Source organism: Maribellus sp. CM-23 (assembly GCF_021354595.1).
Classification (GTDB): Bacteria; Bacteroidota; Bacteroidia; order Bacteroidales; family Prolixibacteraceae; genus Draconibacterium.
This window is the reverse complement of sequence record NZ_JADWYJ010000005.1, coordinates 341,668-366,879: the sequence shown is the minus strand read 5'-3', so window position 1 is coordinate 366,879 and position 25,212 is coordinate 341,668. Positions and strand designations below refer to the sequence as shown.

Here is a 25,212-nt window from a genome sequence, read left to right as displayed (position 1 = left end):
GACACTCTGGGTGTCTTCATACTATTACCCTTCGTATAATAGTACTCAATATCAAATATTTTTAAAAGACATCTTTAACTAACAGTAAACGAAGATGTTATTTTTTACCGCTGAAAAACATGAGCAATATCAGATTTGGGCATTAATGACACTTCGTGGGGATATAACCCGACGACTAAATCAGATCGTAAACATAATTATTTTCTCCCATAACAGCGTCATAAAGGCAGTTTCTGTGTTCTATCAGAGGTCAAAAGCTAGATAATGTCTATTCCTTTCTTTTTGCACAATTCCAGCGACAACTCACTCAATTTATACTTTTGAATCTTTCCGCTGGCAGTCATCGGAAACTCTTCAACAAAAAAGATATAACGGGGAATCTTAAAACGTGCGATCTTCCCTCTGCAAAAGTCAACCACTTCTTCCTCGGTTAACTGCTGGCCTGCTTTTACTTTAATAAAAGCCCCCACTTCCTCTCCGTACTTTTTGCTGGGAACTCCGGCAACTTCCACGGCTTCAATCTGAGGGATCTGAAACAAATAGTTTTCAATTTCGCGTGGGTAAATATTTTCCCCTCCCCGGATGATCATATCCTTGATTCGTCCGGTGATCCGGTAAAAGCCATCTTCTGTTTTCACAGCCAAATCGCCCGAATGCAGCCATCCTTCTGCGTCAATAACATTTGCGGTGGCTTCCGGATTGTTATAATATCCTTTCATCACATTGTAGCCGCGGCAGCAAATCTCTCCCTGCTCTCCCTGCCTGCAAAGTTTGCCGGTTTCCGGATTTACAATCTTCACCTCCACATTGGGGTATTCAAAACCAACAGTGGTTGCACGTACCTCGGGCGAATTATGTGTACGCGTTGCAGTCATTCCCGGAGAAGACTCGGTAAGACCGTACACCACAATAACATCTTTCATGTTCATCTTTTCCATCACCTGCCGCATGGTTTCAATCGGGCAAAGTGCACCCGCCATAATCCCAGTGCGCAACGACGAGAGGTCGAACATATCAAACATCGGGTGATTTAACTCGGCAATAAACATGGTAGGAACACCGTACAATGCGGTGCACTTTTCTTTCTGAACAGAAGCCAATACCATCAAGGGATCAAAATCTTCGGTAAAAACCAAAGTGGCTCCGTGGGTAACAATGGAACAAACCGCCAGTACACATCCAAAACAATGAAAGAGTGGCACACACACCAGCAGCCGGTCCTTTTGCGTATATTTCATACACTCGCCGGTAGCAAATCCGTTGTTCAGAATATTATGATGCGACAACATCACTCCTTTTGGAAATCCGGTGGTACCCGAAGTATACTGCATGTTCACCACATCGTGACAGGCAACCGTTTCCTTTACACTTTCCAGCTCCAGGTCGTCAATGTGATTTCCCAGAAGAATAAGTTCGGAGGTGTTGTACATCCCCCGGTGTTTCTGCTGCCCAACAAAACCAACGTTACGCAGTTTGGGAAACTTTTCGCTGCGAAGTTCGCCACGTGCCTGCGTTTTTAATTCAGGAACCAAATCAAAAATCATTTGCACATAATCACTGTCGCGGTAACCATCTACCAAAAAGAGTGATTGCAAGTCAGCGTTGTGCAGAATATACTCGATCTCCGACAGCTTGTAATTGGTATTAATGGTCACCAAAACGGCTCCTATTTTTGCCGTGGCAAACATCAGGGTTGTCCAGTCGGGTACGTTTTTAGCCCAGATACCCACTTTATCGCCCGGACGAATACCAATAAACAGCAGGCCTTTGGCCAACTGATCTACACGGTCGTTAAACTGCTTGTATGAAAAACGCAGGTCGCGATCCGGGTATACAATAAAATCATGGTCGGGAGTTTCGTAGGCCCACTTTTCCAGCATCTGGCCCAGTGTATAATCGAGTAGCTGCATGTTGGCTGATTTTTAATTTAAACAGGCGTGTAAATAACGGCCAGTAACTTTGCTTTTTGGTTGGCGGCAGCATGAATGTTATGCGCAACAATGGAATCCAGGTATATGCTGTCCCCTTTTTCCAGTTGGTAAAGATCTTTTCCGTAGTTAATCTCTACACTTCCTTCCAATACAAAAATAAATTCTTCGCCCTCGTGCGACGACAATTTATAGTCCGATTCGTTACTGGGTTCAATTTCCACCACAAAAGGCTCCATGTGGCGATCGGCTTTTGCCTGTGCGAGCGAGAAGAAATTCAGGTGTTCGCGCGGAGTAGCATCTTTGGTCGAAAAACTAAAACTTGCTTTTTCTTCACCGGCTTTTACAACCGCCGGACCAATTTTCTCCTGATCATCCAGAAAAGTACCGATTCGTACTCCCAGGGCTCTTGATATTTTTATAAGATGTCCCAACGAAGGAACACTTCCTTTTTCCTCAATCGCCTCAAGTTGCCCCTCATCCAGGTTCGCTTTCAAAGCCAGATCTTCGCGCGATATTTTACGGAACTCGCGAAACGCCTTTATTTTCTTTCCGATTTTTTTTTGATTCTTCATGGTTTGATCTATTTACCGGGAACCGTATTTCTTATCATTGAAATGAAACCGAATTCAACCGATTCTTTCAAGATAGCTTTATTATCCGTGCAAAAATAACAGTTTGAAGCTAATGAAAAAAGATTCAGTTCGGTATATACTCCATTCGTGAAAACAACATTCCGATCTAAAGTTTACATAAAATTCATCAAACGCAAAGCAGACAAACGCCGGCACAACCTTTAAGGGCACCACTTCCGCCTAAAACGAATGTCGATACTCTCCCTCTGTTTCCGGGTTTCAAAAGCATGTTCATTTCTGACAAGTGCATAAAAAAAGGTGCCCGAAAGCACCTTTTGTATTCTATTGTTCAAGTATTACAACCATTTCAGGTATTTAAAATCCTGGCGGTGTGGCAGGTTCTCGTTTTTCGGGAACAGCCTGAAACTGTAATTAAACGCTCCCGGATGATCGGGACGTACCACGTATCTGTAAGTGCAAATATTATTATTGCAATCCTCGGGTTCAAACTCCCAGGTATCGAACATCTCAAGCCCGCCATTTTCACCTTCTTCGGTGATGATCAGCTCCAAACCAACTTCCTTGGCAGTAAGACCGTTCAAATCCACTTTTACATAAACCGGGTATTCGCGACCCATCACCAGTTTATTAGTAAAGCCTTCAATCATATCCTGGTTAATGACTTTAATCCCGTCCCATTTCGAGCTGACATAGGCTTTCCATGCTGCCAGTTCTTTGGCCAGTTTAAACCCATCGGCGTTTACTTTTGCTGAACGTTCAAACTGCGGATTGTAATAGCGGTCCTGGTAATCTTTGATCATGCGACCGGTAGTAAAATTAGGCGCTACCTGAGAGATGGTATTTTTTACAAAACCCACCCATTTTTCCGGCACATCTTCGTGGTTACGGTTATAGAATGCTGGCACCACTTCTTCTTCCAGAATGTTGTAGATGGTTTCAGCATCCAGTTCATCCTGAAAATCCTGAACATCGTAGGCCCTTTCGGCCGGTAAAGCCCAGCCAGCATTTTTACGGTAACCTTCCACCCACCAGCCGTCTAGTACCGAGAAGTGCAATGTTCCGTTCATCACTCCTTTTTCCCCACTGGTTCCGGAAGCTTCCAACGGACGGGTTGGCGTGTTCATCCACACATCCACTCCCTGAAGCAGCATCTTCGCCAGGTTAATATCATAGTTCTGAACAAACAATATCTTGCCTCTGAATTCCGGACGTTTTGAAACTTCCACGATGTTTTTGATCAGGTCCTGACCGGCTTTATCAGCCGGGTGGGCTTTTCCGGCAAAGATGAATTGTACCGGTCTCTCCGGGTTGTTTACAATTTTGGCCAAACGATCGAGGTTACGGAACAAAAGATGTGCACGTTTGTAGGTCGCAAAGCGGCGGGCAAAACCAATTGTCAGCACGTTGGGATTGAGTTTCCCCATCACCTCCGTAATAATTTTCGGGTTTTCGTGCCGCTTGATCCAGTTGCTGGCAAAACGTTGCTTGATGTAATTGATCATTTTCAAACGCAATGTTTTGCGCAATTCCCATATCTCGCTGTCCGGGGCATTATATATATTTTTCCAGACATCAAAATCGAGCTGATTGCCCGGAAAATCATTCCCAAAATATTTTTTATGAAGTGCTTTCCACTCCGGAGCCGTCCACGAAGGATAGTGAACACCATTGGTCACATAGCCAATTTCCAGTTCTTCAGTCAGGTAGCCCTTGTAAAGGTTTTTTAGCACCTCTTTGCTCACATCGCCATGCAACATACTCACCCCGTTGATTCCCTGCGAAAGGTTACAAGCCAGGTAACTCATGTTAAAATGATCTTCCTGCGGATTCGCCTTCCCGAGCAGATCGAACTCTTCCCAGCTTAAACCCAGTTTTTCCGGGAAGCTGCTCATGTAATGACGAAACATGTCGTTGTGAAACGAATCGTGCCCTGCAGGCACCGGAGTGTGTGTCGTAAACACGGTAGAAGCCGTTACCACTTCTTTGGCTTCGGCAAAGGTCAATCCCTGTTCGTTGATCAGTCCCGTCATTCTTTCGATACCGATAAACGCCGCATGTCCTTCGTTACAATGGTAAATGTCCGACTGGTAACCTAATTTCTTCAAGGCTTTGATACCACCAAGCCCAAGCAGCATTTCCTGTTTCAGACGGTTTTCGTTATCGCCGCCATACAAATGATGCGTAACAAAGCGGTCCTGGTCGCTGTTGCCTTCGTGGTCGGCATCCAGCAAATAAAGTTTTACCGAGCCAACATTTACCTGCCAAACATGTGCTACCAGGTTTCTTCCGGGATACTCCACCTCAACGGTTACCCAGTTTCCGTCTTTGTCGACGGCCGGCCGAACCGGAATTTTTGTGAACTGCTGTGCATCGTAATTCGCCATCTGCTCTCCGTGCAGGTTAAGCGTTTGCTTGAAATATCCATACCGATACAGCAGCCCCATTGCCACCAGGTTTACTTTCGAATCACTGGCTTCTTTCAAATAATCACCGGCCAGAATTCCCAAACCGCCCGAGAAAATCTTCAAGCTGTCGTGCAAGCCGTATTCCATACTAAAATAAGCTACTTCAGGACCGACCAGCTCTTTTCTTGCTTCCAGGTAAGCATTGAAATCGGCATACACACGATGCATTCTTGCCAGAAACTCCTCATCTTTCGTCAGTTCCTTCAGTTGGTTGTAACTCACTTTATCCAGCAGAACGATCGGGTTGTGTTCGCATTCTTCCCAGATTTTAGGGTCTACATACCGAAAAAGCTCACGGGCTTCGGTGTTCCAAACCCACCAAAGGTTTTTCGAGAGCACCCTCAAGGGCTCAAGGTCTGCCGGCAAATCAGATTCTACACTGATTTTTTTCCACACCGGTTCTTCTATTACCGGTGTTTGGATATATCGTACTTCGTTTGTCTTCATTTTTCAAATTTTATATTTGTCCCTTACGCAGGAAAGCTTTGCCTCCTGCTGTTTCTCTTATCATTAATTTTCAGCGACATAACGCCCAAATGCGTAGCAAAAATAGCTGTTCAGTTTTTACCAGCTGTTTTCCAGTCAATTAAAACCATCGAATTTAACATGCGGGCTACACATCAGCTATTTTTAGTGTCGTTTTTGTTTTCCTGTTTTTTGAAGGCGGCGCAAATCGGCTTCCAGTTTTTTTAGTTTTTCATCTTTCTCCTCAATAATACGTTGGAGAATCGCAATTTCACTCTCTGTCTCATTCTCCGGAACCACCGCATTCAACCTGATCTTAAAATCACTTAAGATGTTCATGTAATTGATGAAAGCCCCATACGGAGAATCAAAAGGATTTTCTGATCGATTAACACGCCCATCGGAAGAATGTTTAGTTGACATATAGTAAAAATGGTCACTTTCCTGCAGGTAGTTCCAGTCTTTAATCAGGCCAACATCTGTGCAGCGCTGCATTCGCTTTCCCAGCTCGTAAAGCTTGTTAAAGGCTTCTTTCTGAAGATTATTTCCCAGCCAGGCGGTTAGATCTCTTTCTTCATCGGCCCAAGAAATAGCTTCGGGAACATGAACTGCAGAAACTGGCTGCAACTGTTCAACCACCTGGGTGGGCGTAGCAAATCGCAAGTGCGGTTTTTCGGAAACTTTCGTCACAAAACTTTCCAGAAAATTGAAGATTCCGCTTTCTGCAACTTGTCGTTCACCAAACGATTCATAGCTCAGAAATAAATTTACCACTTCCTCTTTCTCTTCCAAACGCTCCAGCCATCCGATAAACTTATCGGCCGTTAAAGGATGTTCCGACCAGTTTCCGTTGGAAAAGCGAAATGCAATGTCGTCACTGAGTTTAAAGTTGCGCATCAATACTTTCAAGCGCGGATTAATAGCATTCACATACAGGAAATTCGGGCTCTTCCACCCCAACACCTGTTTCGCGCCTTCGGTTAGCATTCCCAAGAAACCCATTCCGGCAATTTCTGCACCGATCTCATCCGAATAAATCATCTCGGTGTTGCGAAAAATACGTGGCTTTTGCCCAAACAAACCAAATATACGCTCGTCGTGCAAACGGATCTGCTCCTTAAAAATCTCGGGATTCTTCAGCGATGACAACGAATGCGAATAGGTTTCCGACAAGAACTCGACGCAACCGGTTTTTGCCAGTTTTTTAAACGAATCGATCACTTCGGGCGCATACAACTCAAATTGTTCCAATGCAGTTCCGGTGATCGAAAAGGCTACCTTAAATTTTCCTTCCATCCGGTCGATCAGATCGAGGATGAGTTTATTGGCGGGCAAATAGCACTTGTCGGCTATTTTCCGCATTATCGTATCGTTTGAATAATCGTCGTAATAATAGTGGTCGTTACCGATATCAAAGAACCGGTAGCGCCGGTGTCTGAACGGCTGATGGACCTGAAAAAACAAACAAACTGATTTCGTCATCTTAAAATTGTTTATTCATTATTGTAACTCATCCCACTGCGATTGACTGCTCAGGATTTGTTTCATTCCCTAATCACTTAATTCTGAAATACTACACTATCGTATACCTTTTTAACATCCATGGCAGAATTGACCCATTTCAATTCTCCTACTTCGTTGCGCCCTTCTTTTTTGAAGTGGGCCGACAGCGAAGGGTAACTCAAAATCCCATGAATGGAATCTGCCATGGCAAACGTATCCCAGAAATCAACTTTTATCACATTTTCCAATACTTCGGCCACTCCCGACTGATTGGAAATAATCACCGGCACATCCAGTTGCATTGCTTCGAGCGGCACAATACCAAAGGGCTCCGAAACCGAAGGCATTACAAAAACATCGGTCATCCGGAAGAGGTTGCCAACGTCGTTTCCTCTTAAAAAACCGGTAAAATGAAAACGGTCGGCAATTCCCAGTTGTGCTGTCCGGGCGATCATCGCATCCAACATATCGCCGCTTCCGGCCATTACAAAGCGTACATTTTTCATTTTCTTCAGCACCAGGCTTGCGGCCTCAATAAAATACTCGGGGCCTTTTTGCATGGTAACGCGCCCCAGGAAAGTAACCACTTTTTCATCGATGCCTTTTGGCGGCAGTGTTCCGGGATCGTCATCCACCGGCTCAACGGCATTGTAAACCGTTACCACCTTATCGGGCGAAATCCCGTATTTATTAATAACCGTGTCGCGGGTAAGGTTGCTTACCGTGATTATTTTATCGGCAGCCTCCATTCCTTCACGCTCCACTGCATAAACACCGGGGTTTACACTCCCCCCGCTCCGATCGAAGTCGGTAGCATGCACATGCACCACCAAGGGTTTTCCGCTGATTCGCTTCGCTGCTATTCCGGCTGGATAAGCCAGCCAGTCGTGGGCATGAATTATATCAAAATGATTTTGCCGGGCGATGAACCCCGCCACCACTGCATAGTTTTTAATCTCCTGCATTAGTCCGGCACCGTAGCTTCCGCTGAAATCAATTTTCAAGCCTTCGTTGGTTTCAATAAAACGGGTGTTCCGGGGATATTTTTCGTTTTTGAGCTTCCAGAAATCTTCTTCGCTCACATAAGGAACGATCAGAGAATCCACCTCCAGGTAACTCATTGATTTATCTGCTTCCTGAAAATAAAAGTCTTTTGCGGCAATGGGGATGTTATTGGCTCCAATCAGTTTCATGACCGACTGATCTTCATCGCCAAAAGCCTTTGGAACTACAAAGGTTACCTCCACATCGTTAATTTCTGCCAGTCCTTTGGTTAATCCATAACATGCTGTTCCCAGTCCTCCTGAAATATGCGGTGGAAATTCCCAACCAAACATCAATACTTTCATGTGTAACGCTTTTTAAAGTTTTCAATGGCAACCAGGCTTCCCAACAAATGTGCCTGTACTTTACGTTTCAACAATTCTGCTCAAATTTTCTCGTCTCTCAGTTCTTCATTCCAAATTAACCAGGCGTTATTGTTTACTTTTTTTATTCCCGTTATTACTCGTGGTAATTCCGGATCTGTTTCATGGCGTACGACACACCAGCCACATTCCAGGCCTGCGAAATAGCCCCTTTTCCCTGGTGCGGCGGATTTCCGTCGTACATCTCCGAGACAGTCCCAACGCAGTGTTGTGTCATCTCTTCTTCAAAACTTTCCAATATTTGTTTTACAACCGGCAGTCCGCCTTTTTTATGAATTTTCAGATATCCCTCCACAAAAAACGGAAACAACCAGGGCCAAACCGCCCCCATGTGCAGAGTCGATTCTCTTTCCTGCGGATTACCCTTCACACTTCCCTTGTACCGCAAATGATCGGGTGACAGGGACCGCAATCCGCGGTTTGTCAGCAATTTCTTTTTGGCCACACTCAACACCTGCTTTTGCTGTTCCTTGTTAAGCGGCGTGTAATCCAAGGCCACCGCAATTACCATGTTGGGCCGCACCGACCAGTCAGGCACGCCGTCTTTCACCACATCGGCCAAAGACCCATGCCCTTCGCTCCAGAAAGTATTTAAAAATGAATGCGCCACTTTTTCTACCATGTCTTTCCATTCATCAATAAATTCGTGGTCGCCCGCCATATCTGCCAAATCGAGGGCAAAACAAATAGCATTGAACCACAGCGCGTTGACTTCAACCGCCATTCCGGCACGCTGAACCACCGGATTCCCATTTACATAAGAATCCATCCAGGTTAATGCAATGTTCTCTTTTTCAGCCTCAATCAAACCGTCCTTGTTCATTCCGATGTAACCGAGCTTCGATTCTTTATAGGCAGAAAGAATCCGTTTGATGGCCGGACCATAGGTTTTCCAGGCGATGGCAGGTTTGCCTTTTGTTTTGTAACAATGCTGAACCACCCAAATAAACCACAACGAAGTATCCGCTGAATGATAGGTCAATTCTTTGCTTCCGATATGATCTGGAAAAAATCCGTCGTTAAAATATTTCAGGTACGAATCGAGTATGGTAGCGCACAGTTTTTCGTCTTTTAGTGATAAACACAGTCCTGGCAGCGAAATAAAGGTTTGCCGGGTAATGCTTCCGTACCAAGGGAAACCAGCTATAATTTCTGCCGTATTTTTTTTATGAACGACAAATTGTTTCGCAGCATGTTCCAATGAGGTGGCGAAAGTTTCCCTTTCTGCTCTTTTTCTCGATTCGCGGGTAAAACGTTGTTTCAATCCCAATGGATTTGATTCTGTTAACCCTGCCGCAAACACCACCGACTCTCCTTTTTCCATGGGAAGTTCGAAATAACCCGGCACAAAAAGATCTTCAAGATAATCGTACCCACGGTTCAGTTCCTTAAGGTATTCGATATTATAGTACCAATCGGGTACCGGCACAAAATCGGCCTTTTTGCTTATTTGCAGATAAAGATTCGGATATCCGTCGTACAGGCGCGTGGCAACTCCGTTTTCGATGTTTTCGAATTTGGTATTCACAAACAGGTTTGCCTTGCTCAGCGCATGAATATTCCGGAAAGCCAAAAAAGGCTTTAAGCGCAAAGTGGTTGCCGAACGTGCCTCTTCCAATGTGTAGCGAATCAGCACCTGTTCTTCCTTTTCAACCAGTAAACGCTCTTTTGTAATAACTACCCCACCCACTCGGTACGTGATTTTTGGCACATTTCCAAAACTGAAATTCCGCATGTACTTGTGTCCTTTGGGCTCATAACTTCCTCCCTGGTAACGGTGGATTGCGAGGTTAAACTCCGCCTCATTCTGAATCACCGTTTCATCAAGCGACGATAGCAACACGTGCTTTTCACCCCCGAAATTTTCGATGGGGCTAACCAGTAATCCATGATATTTTCGGGTATTGCAGCCATTTAACGTGGTACACAGGTACGACCCAGCCTTGTTGGTCCGAAGTATTTCGCGGTCTAACGAATACTCCAGATTTATAAGCTGCTCCTGATCAAAACTAAGGTAATGCATAACAAAACTTAATTACGATTTGAGATAAATTGGTTTAGAAAGTTATGGAGAATGAGTGAACACTCATATAAACAAATGTACATGAATTATATTATTTTCATCCCCCGTTTTGTTCCAATTCCCTCAAATGCCGGATAAAATATTCTTTTTCTAACTTTAAGTTAAGATAAGAATATTCCTTTTCCAGTTCTTCGGTCATTTTCAGGAACTTGTTTAGGAAAACGGCAAACTCTTGCGAACGTTTGTTTACCGGGCGATGCTGCATCGCATTCACCAATTTTTGAATTTTTACAGCTGCTTTTCGGCTCTCTGCATCAATCAGGCTTTCCTCAAACACCGACCAAATATGATCAACAGCTACTTCGGTGAGATGCAACATATCTTCGGAGTAAAAGCGGTAATCGCGCAGTTCATCCATCACTATTTCGTAGGAAGGGAAGTAAAAGCACCGATCCGGAAATCGTTTTACCAACTCGTCGATTGCAAGGATCAGCGCTGCCTTGCTTCGCTGGTTTTCGATGGCCCCGTCTTTCCAGTGGCGAATAGGGCTAACTGTAAATACGATTTTAACTTCGGGATTTTGTGCCCACATCCGGGGCAAGAGCTCGGTGTAAACATCCACTATCTCGCGAACCGACAAACGTTCGCGAACAAACTTCGATGCCGGAACTTTGTGGCAATTGGCCACCACTTCACCGCTTTCTTTGTAGCGGTAAATCCACGAAGTGCCAAAAGTCAGGAAAAGAAAATCAGCCTGCCGTAACCAGTTAGATGAAAAAGCGACCCGCGCATTTATCTGCTCCAGCGCTTCCGCCTGATCAACCGATGAAAACCGGCCGTGGTGCATAAAACTATGCCAAATGCCGTTGTGCTGAAACAGCTCACCGGCGCTAAATTTTTTCTCATTCAGCAGCAACTGCAGCGCGTTTCCCACCGAAGATGGATTGTAAAGAATTCCAAATGGATTAATGTCCACCGGATATTTCAGTGCCTGCATCCTGTTTCCCACATTTTCAGTAAAACAGGAGCCGACAAAAACACTTCTCTTTTCGTACCCCGCTTTATGTTGGTAATGAGGTATGTCTACGTATGTTTGAAATTTTGCTCCCCGCATTTATTTTGCTTTCGAAATATCCACTTTTTTAAACACCAGTGCACTTCGGGCCGGCAAATAAAGTTTTAAATAATGCTGACTGTCAACCCCGCCATTGGGCAAGGTGTAATAGCTGATGTCTTCATCCACCAGATCGTTGCCTCCGAACCTTCCGGAATCGGTATTCAATACAATCCTGTATTTTCCGGCACCCAGCGGAATACCGTAATCGGTGTAGGAATGCTGAGGATTGAAATTGAACACAAATAAAAACAGTCCGCGGTGAAAAGCCAGCACGTTATCCGGTTTGTTTTCCAGCACCAAATCCACCGAAGGGATGGTCAGCAGTTTATTATCGTTGATCAGGGCAATCATCTCCTTGTCGAAATCGTACAGCCAGTGAAACTTCAGTTCGGGGTCGTCGGCAATGCTCCAAATCCGGCGGGCGTGCTTAAACGACCAGTTATTTCCTTCGCGCGGAAAATCGATCCACTCCGGATGTCCGAATTCATTTCCCATAAAATTCAGGTAAGCGCCACCCGCCGAACTGGCAGTGGCCAGACGGATCATTTTATGCAAGGCAATTCCGCGTTCAACTGTTAAATTGAGCTGGTCTTTCCGCATACTGAAATACATTTCCTTATCGATCAGCCTGAAAATAATGGTTTTGTCACCCACCAATGCCTGGTCGTGCGATTCGGCGTAGCTCACCACTTTTTCGTCGAGTCTTTTGGAAGTCAGCTGGTAAAAAATATCGCCTACATCCCATTGTTCATCCGACTTCTCCTTGATGACTTTGATCCAGAAATCGGGCATTCCCATTGCCATCCGGAAATCAAACCCCAGACCGCCACTTGCAACAGGTGCTGCCAGTCCGGGCATTCCGCTCATATCTTCGGCAATCGAAAGCGACTTCGGGTTTACTTCTTTCATCAGTTTATTGGCCAGCTTAAAATAGGTAACGGCATCGTAATCCACATTGGCTCCAAAATAATCGGCGTAATTGGTAAAGGCGATATCCAGACCGTGGTTAAAATACAGCATGCTGGTAACGCCGTCAAAACGAAATCCATCGAACTTAAACTCCTCGAGCCAATACTTGATGTTCGACAAAAGAAAATGTACTACCTGGCTTTTCCCGTAATTAAAACAATAGGAATCCCATGCCGGATGTTCACCTTTGGGCCCGTCGTGAAAAAACTGAAAGCGGGTTCCATCGTAATTCCCCAATCCTTCCACTTCATTTTTCACGGCATGCGAATGTACCAAGTCCATGATCACCGCCAGCCCCATTGCGTGAGCTTCATCAATAAGTTGCTTTAATTCGTCGGGCGTTCCAAAACGCGACGACGGAGCAAAAAAGCTGGACACGTGATAGCCAAAACTTCCGTAATAGGGATGCTCGGGAATCGCCATCAACTGAATGGTATTGTATCCGTTGGCTTTGATGCGCGGCAACATCCGTTCCCGAAACTCATTGTAAGTATGAACACGGGGTTCTTCTCCCGCCATTCCCACATGGGCTTCGTAAACGAGAGGCGGTTCTTCCGTTCTCTCAAATCCGGGATTTTTCCATTCGTAAGGCAATTCCGGCGCCCATACCTGCGCATTAAAAATGTGGGTATCCTTATCCTGAACAACATATCTTGCCCATGCCGGCACTCGTTTTCCTGAATTCACCGCCCAGTGAATTTGAAGGGCATATAAATCTCCGTGATCAATAGCATCTGCTTCCAATTCCAATTCCCAAACTCCTTCTCCAATGTGCGTAAACGAGAATTCAGCCTGTTCGCACCATTCGTTAAAAGTACCCACCAGATAAATGTAGGTTGCATTGGGAGCCCATTCCCGAATAATCCAACCACCGGTTGTTTTGTGAAGCCCAAAATACAAATGGCCGGAAGAAAATTCGTACAGACTTTTTCCGCCTGTTAATTCCCTTTGTCTCCTCTCCGCAACAATCATCCGATCGGAAATTACTCCTGAATATGGTTCCAGCCATGGATCATCCTGAACAAGTTTTGGCAAAAATTTCTTCATGCTTGTTTTTTTATAAAGATAGAGAAACACTCCATAAAGCTTTCTGAAATCACCAAAAAATCTCCTCATCCTGCCGAAGAGAATAACATGAGTTCGCCAACAGGATGGGCAAAACTAATGAACTACCCACCGCAGAGCAGACTGGGTATCAAAGGCATGATATTTTTTAATTCGCCCCAAGGGGCGGGGAATAGACCCCATTAAATCCCGATTGCTGTGCATCGGGATCAGTTCGACTTCATAATTTCAGTTCACTATCGCTCCTGAAATCAGAGTCTCACTGATTTAAGCACAGAATAATAAGGACGACAAACCGGGAATATGATATAAGAAAAGCAAGCGATGTAAAAGAGAAAGACCATGGCGGGGGGCGCCATGGTCTTATAAGGTTCAATAAATGCTGTTTAATTATTATTTAAAACCTGCGTTTAAATTGCAAAAATCATACCAACAAATACTCTATCTTTAAAAAACTTTTATGTTATTGAATTGTTTTTTTGGTAAAAATTTAAAAATGAAACAAGCCGGCTTTACAACCACCTCCCTCAATGTGCCTTATCCCAAACCCGATCCGCACAATGCGCTGCATATGCCATTGTACGAAGCGGTAGCATTCGAATTTGACTCAGCAGAACAAATTGAAGCGAATTTTAAGGGAGAATACATTGCCCATGTATACTCGCGTACGTCGAGCCCCACGGTGGAATATTTCGAGCTAAAACTAAAGGCCCTCACAGGCAGCAACGGGGTAATAGCGCTTAGTTCGGGCATGGCTGCCATCTCCAATACCGTTTTAGCTCTTACCAAAGCCGGAGATAACATTATCAGCGGGAGCCGCCTGTTTGGGCACACGTATGCCCTGTTTAACCAAACACTTGCTGAGTTTGGACTGGAATGCCGCTTCTCGGAACTTCGCAACGAAAAGGAAATTGAAAAACTGATCGATAAAAACACCCGTGCCATTTATTTTGAAACGGTGACCAATCCTCAGCTCGACATTGCAGATATTGAAATGCTTGCCCGGATCGCCCAAAAGCACCACATTGCGTTGATTGCTGACAGTACGATTACGCCTCCCAATGTTTTTTGCGCAGCTGATTTTGGCGTAAACATCGAGGTAATCTCCACCACCAAACATATTTCCGGCGGGGCTACTTCGTTTGGCGGTGCCATTATTGATCACGGAAATTTTGACTGGACACTCAATCCGAACCTGGGCGGTTACACAGAAAAATTTGGAAAAAACGCATTGATCGCCAAAATCAGAAAAAACATTTACAGGAACACCGGAGGCAGCATGTCGCCACAAACTGCCCGAAACATGAGCCAGGGCCTCGACATGCTGGAACTACGTGTGGAGAAATGCTACCAGAACTGCATTGCCTTGGGAAGCTATCTGCGCTCGAACCCAAAAGTGACGGTTGTAAACTATCCGGGCCTTGAAGGCGACCCGGGTTTTGATGCCGCCAAAAAATATTTTAACGGAGTTCCGGGCACGATCATTTCATTTGATCTGGAATCAAAAGAAGCTTGCTATTCTTTTATGAACAAGCTAAAAGTTGTTCGCAGAGCAACCAACCTGGGCGATAATAAAACACTGATCATTCATCCCCACTCAACCATTTATGCTGAATTTCCACTGGAAGAAAGAGCGGCCGCCAATATCCGCGATACCATGATGCGACTTTCGGTTGGTATCGAAAATGTAGATGACCTGATTGTCGACATAGAACAAGCAACAAAAGAATAACCCGCAAAAGAGCTGTAAGGGCATCATTTACGGGATACTACTTTTCTAACTATGAACTAACGGGCAATAATTATATTCTGAGAATTTGTGAAACTATTGGAATGAACCAGGATACGGTATACTCCTTCGGTAAATTCAGGTATTTGAATAAAGTTAGGCGAAGAAGTGAGTTCTTTCCGGAACAACAACTTACCATCGATTGAGAAGATTCGCACATCCACCGGCTCACCAGTCTTTAGTTCGGGGTGAACCAGGCGGAACTGATTCACTAAAGGATTGGGAAAAACAAAGCTCTTCACTCCAAAATAGCGGTTGGACAGATCGCGCCAATCGCGAACACCGTTTTTGTTAAAATCAATCAGCACACAATTGCTACCGGTTGGATTGCAATTTCCGCTTTTTATATCTACACTGTCGAAAGCATCATCCAAACCATCCCCATCATTATCCTGATAGTGGGGTTTCACATCCGAAAAACCATCGTTGTTTACATCGAATGCTTCAATCAAATCGCTCACACCATCACCATCGGCATCAGCATCCAGGTAATCGGGAACTCCGTTGCTATCGGTATCCACCGGCAAAGCGTATTTGCCGCCCGCCGAAGGATCGTATGCATCGTCCCAACCATTGTTGTTGGCATCTACATTTAGCGGTGCCACGTAATCTTCCTCGCCCTGCCACTCAACATTGTCGGTAATACCGTCGTTGTCGCTGTCTATGTCTTTACTGTCAGGAATTCCATCGCCGTCAGAATCAATGGCACCATCACCCTCCACAAAATCCGGAATTCCATCGTTATCTTTGTCAAGGTCCTCAAAATCGACCACTCCATCACAATCCGAATCCGGAATAACCTCGATAATAACCTTGGCCATTGCCCGGTAACGATCCTTCGTTTTTTCTTCTACATAATAATCAAACTCCATCGTCCCGCTGTACCATTCCGGAATCTGAATGGAAAAAGTCCGGTCGTCGTTTATAAAAAGCTGATTGGGTCTGGGTGTGATAGCAAAATAAATTTTCAGCGAATCCTCGTTTTCATCCCAGTCGTTTGCCAGAATATCTCCTGTGAGGATACCATCGCAGCCGGCATAATAAACAAAGGTGTCGTTTTGAGCTACCGGAGGCACATTGTATTTGACATCGTTACCAGTTCCTTCTATATTTTCGGGAAATAACAACGGGTTTGCAACAACGGGTTTGTATCCATAAACAAGGCCAGCCAATGCCAACATCCATATGACATGAATCTTCTGAAACATGATTAAGCGTCCATGATACAAAAGTAGTCAGCAGAAACATGAACACTATCCTGCAAATTGCTGATTTACATGCATCCTATCCCCCATTCTTGATTCAATATCTCCGAAAACTCATAAGCATTTCTGAAAACGAACCAGACTTTTTGAAACAAAAGCACTTACAACGAGGTGTATTTCAGGCAAAAGAATAAATAGGCTGATCAAAATGATGCCTGCATTACTTAGTATGCAAGCATCACCGTTCCGTTTCGAACTTCGCCGGTACCATCGTTTAGTTCCAGTACATAAATGTAGTTACCGGCCGGCAATCCGCCCGACCTTCCAATTACAAAGCGGCTGTCGGTTGTACCCCACCACCAGGCATCGTTCCAGCCCCAGATGTCGTAGTTACCGTAATGTTCTTTTTCCCACAGTTTTTGTCCGTTGCGGTTAAAGATCATCATTTTCGCATTCGGATACCTTGGATAGATACACAGGATCTGGAAGAAGTCGTGAACACCATCATCGTTCGGAGAGAAACCTTCCGGAATAAACAGTTCACAATCCATTTCGGTATCCAGGTATTCCGGATGCCCGTCAAGGTCGAGATCGTCGTTGCTGTAATCGCCGTCGCCATTGATATCCTCGTCTGCGGTCATGTACTCGTCATCTTCGTCGTTGGTATCGCGCCAGTCACGCCATCCATCGCCGTCAAAGTCTTGCAGTGGTGCATTGTGTTCCACTTCATTGTCAATGTCATTGCCCCAGGTATCAATCCAGGTATCATAGGCATCATCCAAGCCATCGCCGTCGGTATCAACAAACTGGCGGGTAACATCCGGGATACCGTCGGCATTGTAGTCATAACCCTCAATAAAGTCGAATACGTTGTCGTTGTCCGAATCGATATCAATGTAATCAGGCATTCCGTCCTGATCGTGGTCATTCAGGTTTTCATCGAAAGCATAACCTCCGTAATTCGGGTCGTAGCGGTCGTCCCAACCATCGTTGTTCTGGTCGCGCCATCCGTCCGGACTCACATAATCGTGTTCACCCTGTCCTTCAATATTATCAACGATACCGTCGTTGTCCGAGTCAATATCCAGGTAATCCGGTATTCCATCCTGGTCCGAATCGATGGAGAGATCCGGGAAATCAGGATTAAATCCTTCGTTCAGGTCACGGATACCGTCGTTATCATCGTCGATGTCGTCCACATCGGCAACACCGTCACAATCGTGGTCGGCTACACGTGTTATGTATACCCAGGCAGTATCTCTTAATGACGGAGGCAAGCCTTCGTCCCAAATTTCATACTGGAAGCTGTCCACTCCCTCTTCAAAATCGAAGAATGGCTCGTACTCGAAATGCCCGTCATCAAACAAGGTCAGATTACCATTAACAGGAAGTGTTATGGCTACCGGATTCACCACAATGTTGTCGCCATCCGGATCATAATCATCATCTGGTCCCTCAATTACACTTCCGGTAAGATTACCACAAGGCAAATCGAAATAATCATCCACGGCCACCGGTGGTTGATTGGCCGGGCGTACCGTTACGTGTACCAGTGCTTTTCCGCATTCAGGGTCACAAGGTATTCCATCATCACAAATGGAATAACGGAACACATCCGTTCCAACATATCCCGGATCAGGCGTATATGTCACTATTCCCGTAACCTTATCAACTACAACCGATCCATTATTTGGATTCGATATCACGTTAAGCGACGAAATATTGATATTTGTTTTCAGGTCGTAGTCGTTAAGAACCACATTGATATCCACCGGAACATCCACTGCCGTTACGGCCGTATCGTTGACAACGTTTGGCGGAATATTGCCGAATACTTCAAATTCTGCCTGACAGCTACTGAAATTTCCATTTACATCGTAAGCCGTTACCGTAATAAAGGTGGTTCCTATATCATCGCAATCCAGCACATATTTATCCAACAGGATGGTATCGATACCACACTCATCGTCTGCACTCTCGGTCACAATTTCCCAGCTCAATGTATATGTTCCGTCTTCCTCGCTTAGCTGAACGGTTTGTTTTCCAACACAGGTAATAACCGGAGGAATTTCGTCGATTACGGTTACAATGGCTTCACAGGTAGCCGAATTACCATAAACATCGGTAACCGTCAGTTCTATTGTATTTTCTCCCACATCAGTACAATCAAAACGGTCTTTTGAAAGCTGAATAGTAGCTACTTCACAGTTATCGGTTGAAGTATTGTTAATTTGTTCGGCAGTGATGCTCATTTCGCCGTTTTCATCCAGGTAAACCGTAATATCCTGGCAAATAGCTTCCGGCGGAATGGTATCTACAACCGTGATGTTGGCCATACATTCTGCAGAAAGGCCTGCTTCGTCCACCACCGTCACCCGAACCTGGAAGCCCGACTCAATGTCTTCACAGGTCAGCTCTCTTGTTTCGAGGTAAACCAGCATATCTTCCGGTGCCGTACAGTTATCGTAAAGACTGTCGACCATGGCAATGGAATCCTGAACGGTGAACGAGTAAGTTCCATCGGCATTTAAGTAAACCGTAATGTCGGCACAGAATACTTCAGGAGCCTGGTCATCGGTTACCAGGTAATAACTAGTATCGCGCGCTATGTTCCCACAGAAATCAGCTACACTGTAATATACAATCACCCTCGTCCTTCCGGGCTGAAGAACAATCGTAGTGTCTCTCACAGTAAACGAAGCAGGATCAAGCGCACAATTATCATAAGCATCGGCATCAGCAAGCGCCAGAAAATCAGCCAGTGTTTCAATGCGCGGAACTACCGACGACAAACATTCAGCCGTGTCTCCTTCCGGAGCAATCAGCACTGGAGCAACAATGTCGTAGAAGTCCACATGTTGCACACAGGTATCGCGGCGACCATAAATATCTTCGATCACGTAATAACGATCCAGGCTCAAACAGAAATCGCGGTCTCCCGGAAGATCGAAGTTCCAAACCCTTGACACTAAACTATCGGGTTTATATAATCCACCTAACACTTCAAATTCAGCAATATTTGTTGCCGGAGGATAAGCAGCCAGATCCGGACATTCGATCACAGTGTCGGGCGGACAAGCGATTTCAGGCAATTGGGCAATAAGTGTAAGCGAAAGACTGTCGTAACAACCTACCTCATCCTGAACTTCCACAAAGTAGCGGCCTGCATACAAGTTTGAAATATCTTCTGTAATTGCGGAATAACCCTTAGTACCCGTCCAGTTGATGGTATATGTTCCGCTTCCTCCTTCAATGGACAGATCGATGCTTCCGACCGGATTTGGATTGTAGCCCTGGTCAACCGCTGTTGCCGTGAGATCAATTGCCGGAACCACCTCGATGGTTAAGCTTGCAGGCCCCGCACACTGACCGGAATCGGGATAGAAAATGTATTCGAACGTACCGGCTTCAGCTGTACTTATGGTATCGGGCAACCAATAACCTGTAATGTTGTTAACCGAGGTTGTTGGCAATGCCGGAGCCACAGTAAATTGACAAATAGGATCTATTGAAGCCAACACAGGCACATTTTTCAACTCAATGGTTATTTTCTGAATAACTTCTACAGAATTACAAGGATCGCTAAATGTATAAATACGATATACTACGCCTTGTTCATCCACACCGCCCAAAGAGTCGCGGTAATCAATCTCCAGCGGGCCACAGTCATCCGAAACATAAGCGCTCACATCGGTGTAAGCCGGAGGAATATCACAGTCGGCAGTAATCTCATACGGGAAGTTGGTGATTACCGGTGCTACCGTATCATAGATGAAGATTCGCTGCGTTCCTGTACCTTCATTTCCACATTTATCAACGATTTCGTAATAGCGGGTAATAATTTTCGGACAACCTTCCTGAACATCATCGTTTTTAGCCGGTTGAATATAGTCAATTGATGATCGCGGACCACAATTATCCCAAATGATGGTATCCAGATCGTATTTAGATAATGGATAGTCTCTTACTACATCCGAAACACTCGTTGACCCTGAGTATCTTCTCGGACGGGGTTCATCGCAATAAATATGTACGTCCGGAAGATTCAGAAGCGGGGCTTCGTTATCCACCACTTTGAACACATGAACACAAGTTGTTTCCTGATCGGCCACATTCCTTAAAACATAGGTTCGGGTGATTGTCGGGCAATAAGTTCCGGCCACCACATCCGTATAATAGAAAGTATCTATTGGCAGCGAGCTAAAATAATTTCCTCCTGCATCGTTAAACTCTTCAATCGTTCTGTAAACCGGTAGATCCCTTGCACTACAAGCTAGGTATTCCGTTGGCAAGTCACTACAATCAAGTGCCGGATCGGTTGTTGTTACATACACTGTTATGATCTGCTCACAGGTAGAAGTGTTTCCGCAATAGTCAGCCACTTCGTAAATGCGGGTGATGGTCTCGGGATTCGATAATCCATCGGTGTGTTCACCAACAAATGCAAAGCTTACAATTCCGCAATTATCGCTGAACGAACCACCTGCCGTCAGAAATTTGGTAGAATCGTAAGGATCCGGAACAATTCCGTTAGACACCGAGAAATCATCCGGACAGCTAATTGTTGGCGGTTCCTGATCATCCACAATGATCCGATGAGTAGCGCTAAGGGTATCGCCTTCGAAATCCATTATACTATAGGTTCGTATTTCTTCGTAACAATAAGTGCTACCGTCAATTACCAGCGCATCCATCTTAAAGGAACTTAAATCGAGGCCAGCATTAGAGAATACTTCAACGACCGAATCCAGCGTCAGGTATTCACTCAGTGAATCAAGAATCGGATAATTATACCGGTCTTCGTAACAAATTGGTGTTACAACCGGAGACATATATTTATCAAGCGGAACAGGTTCAGTAATCGTTATAGTAATCGTTACCGGACAGTCGTTGGCATCCCAAACGCTTAATGTATAATCACCTGCCGGTTGGTTATACAGGTTCTGAACCGAGTCAACCACCACACCATCTTCACTGGTCCATTGGTATCTGTAACCAGGAGTTCCACCACTAACATCAACCTCAATACTTCCGGTTGATTCGCCTGTTATTTCAACATTCGTTACTACAACATTATCAATGTATAGTGAATCAGGCTGAGAAACGGTAACCGTAATGGTCTGCTCACAAGCCAGCGAGTCGTAAATTATTACAGAATAATCGCCGGCTGGCAGGTTATTCAGGCTGGCAGTGGTATCACCGGTGTTCCAGAGATAACGGTACGGCGCGATACCTCCACTCACCACTAAATCGATGGTTCCGGTGCTGTCGCCATAACAAAGCACATCAGCCACTGTTGGGGCGATCTGAATGGGCGGGCTAATCACCAGGTGCAGCCAGCTGGTGTCAGGACAAGCGGTTCCGCTACCAAGCGCATGCACGTAATCGCCGGAATTGAAATACGTTTGACCGGTCCCATCGGTCCAGGTATATTCCACGCAGGCGTAAACGGTATCGTAGGTCACCCCGCCTTCAATAATGGTTGTATAAAGAATGACCACCGAATCGCAACCTTCCGAGTCAGGCAATACGGCCTGGTAGATGCTGTCGGTTTGGGTTTGGATTGGAATGGAATTCCAGTCGGCCACCAACTCGTTCATACAGAAAGTATCGTAAACCGGCACCGTATCCGGTGGAATTATAAACACATTGTAGGTCAGCAACGAGTCGCAACCAAAACTGTTCACCAGCGTATCCAAGTAAACACCGTCGGCAGCAGTTGAAATCAAGCGGTTATTCCAGTAAAATTCGGGTAATCCGTAACAAATTGTGCTATCCAGTTCAATTTCGGTTACCGGCAATATGGTAATTTCATAGAAAATCAAAGTATCACAACCCGATGGCCCGGGGACATTGTGAATATAGGTACTATCATGCTCTGATGAAAGAACCTGCCCGTACCAGTCGGCAATTGGCTCCCCGAAACAGAAAGCATCGGAAAGAGTATCCTTGAATGCCGGCACAATGTCGACTACCAGAGTAATGGTTGAATCGCAACCAAACACGTTTTGCATTGTATCGAGGTAAGTGCTGTCGATATAGGTAGAAACCGGACGGCCGTTCCAATCAAACGACGGACTTCCTTCACACAGCACCATTTCGATCAGGGTATCCGACACCGGCAGCGTGATCACCTCCAGTTGAAGCCGCAAAGAGTCGCAACCTGCGGCGTAATACAAAGTGTCGTAGTAAATGCTGTCGCGATCGGGTAATACGGTATGTTTGTACCAGTTGTAAGGCAATTCGTTTGCACACAATTCCACGGTTTGCAAACTGTCATACGGCAGCAGGATCTTCACATCGAGGTTAACGATGGAGTCGCAGCCAAATACGTTTTGAAGAGTATCGGTATAGACACTGTCCCGGTAAGAATCGACGATGTGTCCGGCGCCCCAGGCAAAAGCGGGGGTTCCTTCACAAAGCGTCGTATCCAAATCAATAATATCAGGATACTTTATGGTTACATTTAAAGTAAGCAAAGAGTCACAACCGTATTGATTGACCAGGGTATCGAGGTAAGTGCTGTCGTGTTCGGCATAAATGAACAGGTTGTTCCAGGCATAAGGTGGATTACCGTAACACAACATAGTATCGATTACGGTATCGGTTACCGGCAACAGTTGTACATTCAGGTTCACAATGGAATCACAGCCAAACTGGTTGGTGAGTACGGCTTCATAAATGCTGTCGAAAGCCGTCAGAATGGTAATTCCGTTCCATACAAATTCAGGTTCATCCTGGCAGAAAGTAGTATCCACATGGAAGGTATCCGGCGGAACAATGGTCACATCGTAGGTCAGCAGTGAGTCGCAGCCAAAGGTGTTCACCAGGGTATCTAAATACACCTGGCTTGAATCGGTTTGTATCAGCCGATTATTCCACATAAATTCTCCGGCGCCTGCACAAAGTGTTGAATCGAGGAAACTCTCTGTTACCGGAAGGGTGAATACATTGATGGTGATCAGCAGCGAGTCACAACCAGAGCTGGCGTAGTGTAAAGTATCGTAATAAATGCTGTCGCGGTCGGGCAGAATGGTGATGTTGCCGTACGGAGCATAAGGTGTTTCGTTTTCGCAAATGTAAATGGTGGTATCGAAATCCGTCGGGAAAAGTACTTTCACATCAAGGGTTAAGATCGAGTCGCAACCGTACTGGTTCATGCCCGGCAAGGTATCCTTATAGATACGGTCCATGTCGCTGGTAATCGTGCGGTTGTTCCAGGTGAAGGCGTCAGCACCGGCACAAACCTCCATCGAATCGAAGCTGTACGAAGGCGGGTAAACATTCAACTCAATACTGTCGGTGGCCTGGCAAAGCGCCTCATCGGTAATGGTGTAGGTAAAAATGTAATTCCCTACCGGAGCGCCGGCAAAGGTAGTCAGGCTATCGGTGGTCGGACTTAGGAAAACCGATCCGTTACCGGTCCAGTGGTGCGTCAGTTGTCCGGTTCCACCCACCGGACTACCGTGAAGGATTACCACTTCTCCTTCACACAAAATAGTATCATCCGCCGTTACATCCACCAGCAGCAGGTCAGGATCGGGCAGTACAACCGTATCCAAATAAGTACAAGCGTTTTCATCGGTCACTGTCAGGTAATAGGTATCGGCCGGCAAGCCAGTGATCGAATCACCTGAATACATCGAGCCCAGCTCGCTGGTCCAGGAGAAGGATAATGTACCTGTACCTCCTGTGGCAGAAGCTACAATGGCGCCATCGGAGTAACCGTAGCAGCTGATCTGTGTAATATTTTTGATGGAAGCCAGCAATTCGGGCGGGTTGACGATCTCAACCGAATCGATGTCGAAACAGCCGTTGGCATCGGTAACGGTTAAGTAATACCAGCCGGCACCCAGACCGGTGATGCTGTCTTTGGCTGTTGAAGCATATCCGTCGGGGCCTGTCCAGGCAAAGTCGAAAGGCGCTGCCCCGCCGATCATGTTCACCCAGATGATGGCGTCGCGATCGTTGTAACAAAGCAGTTCGCGCACCTCAAAAGCAATCTCGGGCCTGCTTAAGCGATAGGTAAGCGAATCAACAGCGGGCGTACAGGTTCCGTTGTCGGCCATTCCTTCGGCGGTGAGAATCAGTGTCACCTCGCCCAGAATGCTGTCGTTTGCCCCCAGCTGATAAACGGGATGCAGACTGTAGGCATCGCTAAATGTTCCGTCGCCGGTGGTGGTCCAGTACAGTACGCTGTAGTTCCATGCCGTATCACCTGAAACCGCAATATCGTTCAGATCGCAAAGCACCTTGTCTTCGCCCACTTCTGCTTCGGGTAGGGGGAATACTTTTACCATGCCCTGCTCCAGGGTGTCGCAGCCGTGTTCTGTGGTCACATAAACTATAATATCAAATTCGCCTTCGGCATCCCAAAGGTGCGTGATTTCGTTTCCCCAGGTGGTATCGGTGCCATTTATATCTTTAAAGTCTACACCCGGCACATAACTGGTGTCATTCACCTCGCGGTCAACCAGCTCCCAATAGTAAGAATAGTTGGCTTCCCCGTCGCGGCGGTAGGTACGTTCGGCTCCCACACATACCGAGTCGATGACATAGGTCTCCTGGGCGAGCAGGTTTGCCGCCATAAAGAGGAAGAATACTATGTACATCAACTTTTTCATTTTTTAGCTATGAGCTTTTCTTTGAACTACAATAGG

The 25,212-nt window shown here is 45.6% G+C and carries 11 protein-coding genes; 1 reads left to right on the top strand and 10 read right to left on the bottom strand.

Annotation, left to right across the window (positions count from 1 at the left end):
- Positions 1-257 precede the first annotated feature (257 nt).
- The 8 genes from INQ51_RS17830 to INQ51_RS17795 all read right to left on the bottom strand — a co-directional run bounded on the left by INQ51_RS17830 (position 258) and on the right by INQ51_RS17795 (position 13,540).
- Positions 258-1,910 carry an AMP-binding protein gene (locus INQ51_RS17830; protein WP_233379309.1) on the bottom strand — a complete coding sequence of 551 codons (1,653 nt, stop codon included), beginning with the start codon at positions 1,908-1,910 and terminating at the stop codon, positions 258-260.
- A gap of 17 nt (positions 1,911-1,927) precedes the next feature.
- Positions 1,928-2,503, bottom strand: a complete 576-nt coding sequence (locus tag INQ51_RS17825) for a helix-turn-helix domain-containing protein (protein WP_233379308.1) — start codon at positions 2,501-2,503, stop codon at positions 1,928-1,930.
- 356 nt (positions 2,504-2,859) lie between these two features.
- On the bottom strand, positions 2,860-5,436 hold the full coding sequence (gene glgP, locus INQ51_RS17820) for an alpha-glucan family phosphorylase (protein WP_233379307.1): 2,577 nt from the start codon (positions 5,434-5,436) through the stop codon (positions 2,860-2,862).
- Positions 5,437-5,619: 183 nt separating this feature from the next.
- Positions 5,620-6,936 (bottom strand): glycoside hydrolase family 57 protein, encoded by a 1,317-nt coding sequence (locus tag INQ51_RS17815; protein ID WP_233379306.1) that lies wholly within the window; start codon positions 6,934-6,936, stop codon positions 5,620-5,622.
- Positions 6,937-7,013: 77 nt separating this feature from the next.
- Positions 7,014-8,306: a glycosyltransferase family 4 protein gene (locus tag INQ51_RS17810; protein WP_233379305.1), complete on the bottom strand. Its 1,293-nt coding sequence runs from the start codon at positions 8,304-8,306 to the stop codon at positions 7,014-7,016.
- A gap of 154 nt (positions 8,307-8,460) precedes the next feature.
- A complete protein-coding gene (locus INQ51_RS17805) occupies positions 8,461-10,407 on the bottom strand; it encodes an amylo-alpha-1,6-glucosidase (RefSeq protein WP_233379304.1) in 1,947 nt (648 codons plus the stop codon).
- A 97-nt stretch (positions 10,408-10,504) separates the two neighbouring features.
- On the bottom strand, positions 10,505-11,521 hold the full coding sequence (locus tag INQ51_RS17800; RefSeq protein ID WP_233379303.1) for a GSCFA domain-containing protein: 1,017 nt from the start codon (positions 11,519-11,521) through the stop codon (positions 10,505-10,507).
- Positions 11,522-13,540, bottom strand: a complete 2,019-nt coding sequence (locus INQ51_RS17795) for an alpha amylase C-terminal domain-containing protein (protein ID WP_233379302.1) — start codon at positions 13,538-13,540, stop codon at positions 11,522-11,524.
- Positions 13,541-14,054: 514 nt separating this feature from the next.
- Here INQ51_RS17795 and INQ51_RS17790 point away from each other — a divergent pair.
- Positions 14,055-15,290 carry a PLP-dependent transferase gene (locus INQ51_RS17790; RefSeq protein ID WP_233379301.1) on the top strand — a complete coding sequence of 412 codons (1,236 nt, stop codon included), beginning with the start codon at positions 14,055-14,057 and terminating at the stop codon, positions 15,288-15,290.
- A gap of 56 nt (positions 15,291-15,346) precedes the next feature.
- On the opposite strand, the gene INQ51_RS17785 is transcribed toward INQ51_RS17790, so the two are convergent.
- Positions 15,347-16,555 (bottom strand): Ig-like domain-containing protein, encoded by a 1,209-nt coding sequence (locus INQ51_RS17785; RefSeq protein ID WP_233379300.1) that lies wholly within the window; start codon positions 16,553-16,555, stop codon positions 15,347-15,349.
- A gap of 221 nt (positions 16,556-16,776) precedes the next feature.
- Positions 16,777-25,176, bottom strand: coding sequence for a gliding motility-associated C-terminal domain-containing protein (locus INQ51_RS17780; protein WP_233379299.1), 8,400 nt, complete (start codon positions 25,174-25,176; stop codon positions 16,777-16,779).
- Positions 25,177-25,212: the final 36 nt, after the last annotated feature.

What these genes read in the sequence shown, in the direction of transcription:
- INQ51_RS17785 (WP_233379300.1), bottom strand. Translation starts at nt 16,555, where the DNA reads ATGTTTCAGAAGATTCATGTCATATGGATGTTGGCATTGGCTGGCCTT.
- INQ51_RS17810 (WP_233379305.1), bottom strand. Translation starts at nt 8,306, where the DNA reads ATGAAAGTATTGATGTTTGGTTGGGAATTTCCACCGCATATTTCAGGA.
- INQ51_RS17790 (WP_233379301.1), top strand. Translation starts at nt 14,055, where the DNA reads ATGAAACAAGCCGGCTTTACAACCACCTCCCTCAATGTGCCTTATCCC.
- INQ51_RS17780 (WP_233379299.1), bottom strand. Translation starts at nt 25,176, where the DNA reads ATGAAAAAGTTGATGTACATAGTATTCTTCCTCTTTATGGCGGCAAAC.
- INQ51_RS17825 (WP_233379308.1), bottom strand. Translation starts at nt 2,503, where the DNA reads ATGAAGAATCAAAAAAAAATCGGAAAGAAAATAAAGGCGTTTCGCGAG.
- INQ51_RS17795 (WP_233379302.1), bottom strand. Translation starts at nt 13,540, where the DNA reads ATGAAGAAATTTTTGCCAAAACTTGTTCAGGATGATCCATGGCTGGAA.
- glgP (WP_233379307.1), bottom strand. Translation starts at nt 5,436, where the DNA reads ATGAAGACAAACGAAGTACGATATATCCAAACACCGGTAATAGAAGAA.
- INQ51_RS17830 (WP_233379309.1), bottom strand. Translation starts at nt 1,910, where the DNA reads ATGCAGCTACTCGATTATACACTGGGCCAGATGCTGGAAAAGTGGGCC.
- INQ51_RS17805 (WP_233379304.1), bottom strand. Translation starts at nt 10,407, where the DNA reads ATGCATTACCTTAGTTTTGATCAGGAGCAGCTTATAAATCTGGAGTAT.
- INQ51_RS17815 (WP_233379306.1), bottom strand. Translation starts at nt 6,936, where the DNA reads ATGACGAAATCAGTTTGTTTGTTTTTTCAGGTCCATCAGCCGTTCAGA.
- INQ51_RS17800 (WP_233379303.1), bottom strand. Translation starts at nt 11,521, where the DNA reads ATGCGGGGAGCAAAATTTCAAACATACGTAGACATACCTCATTACCAA.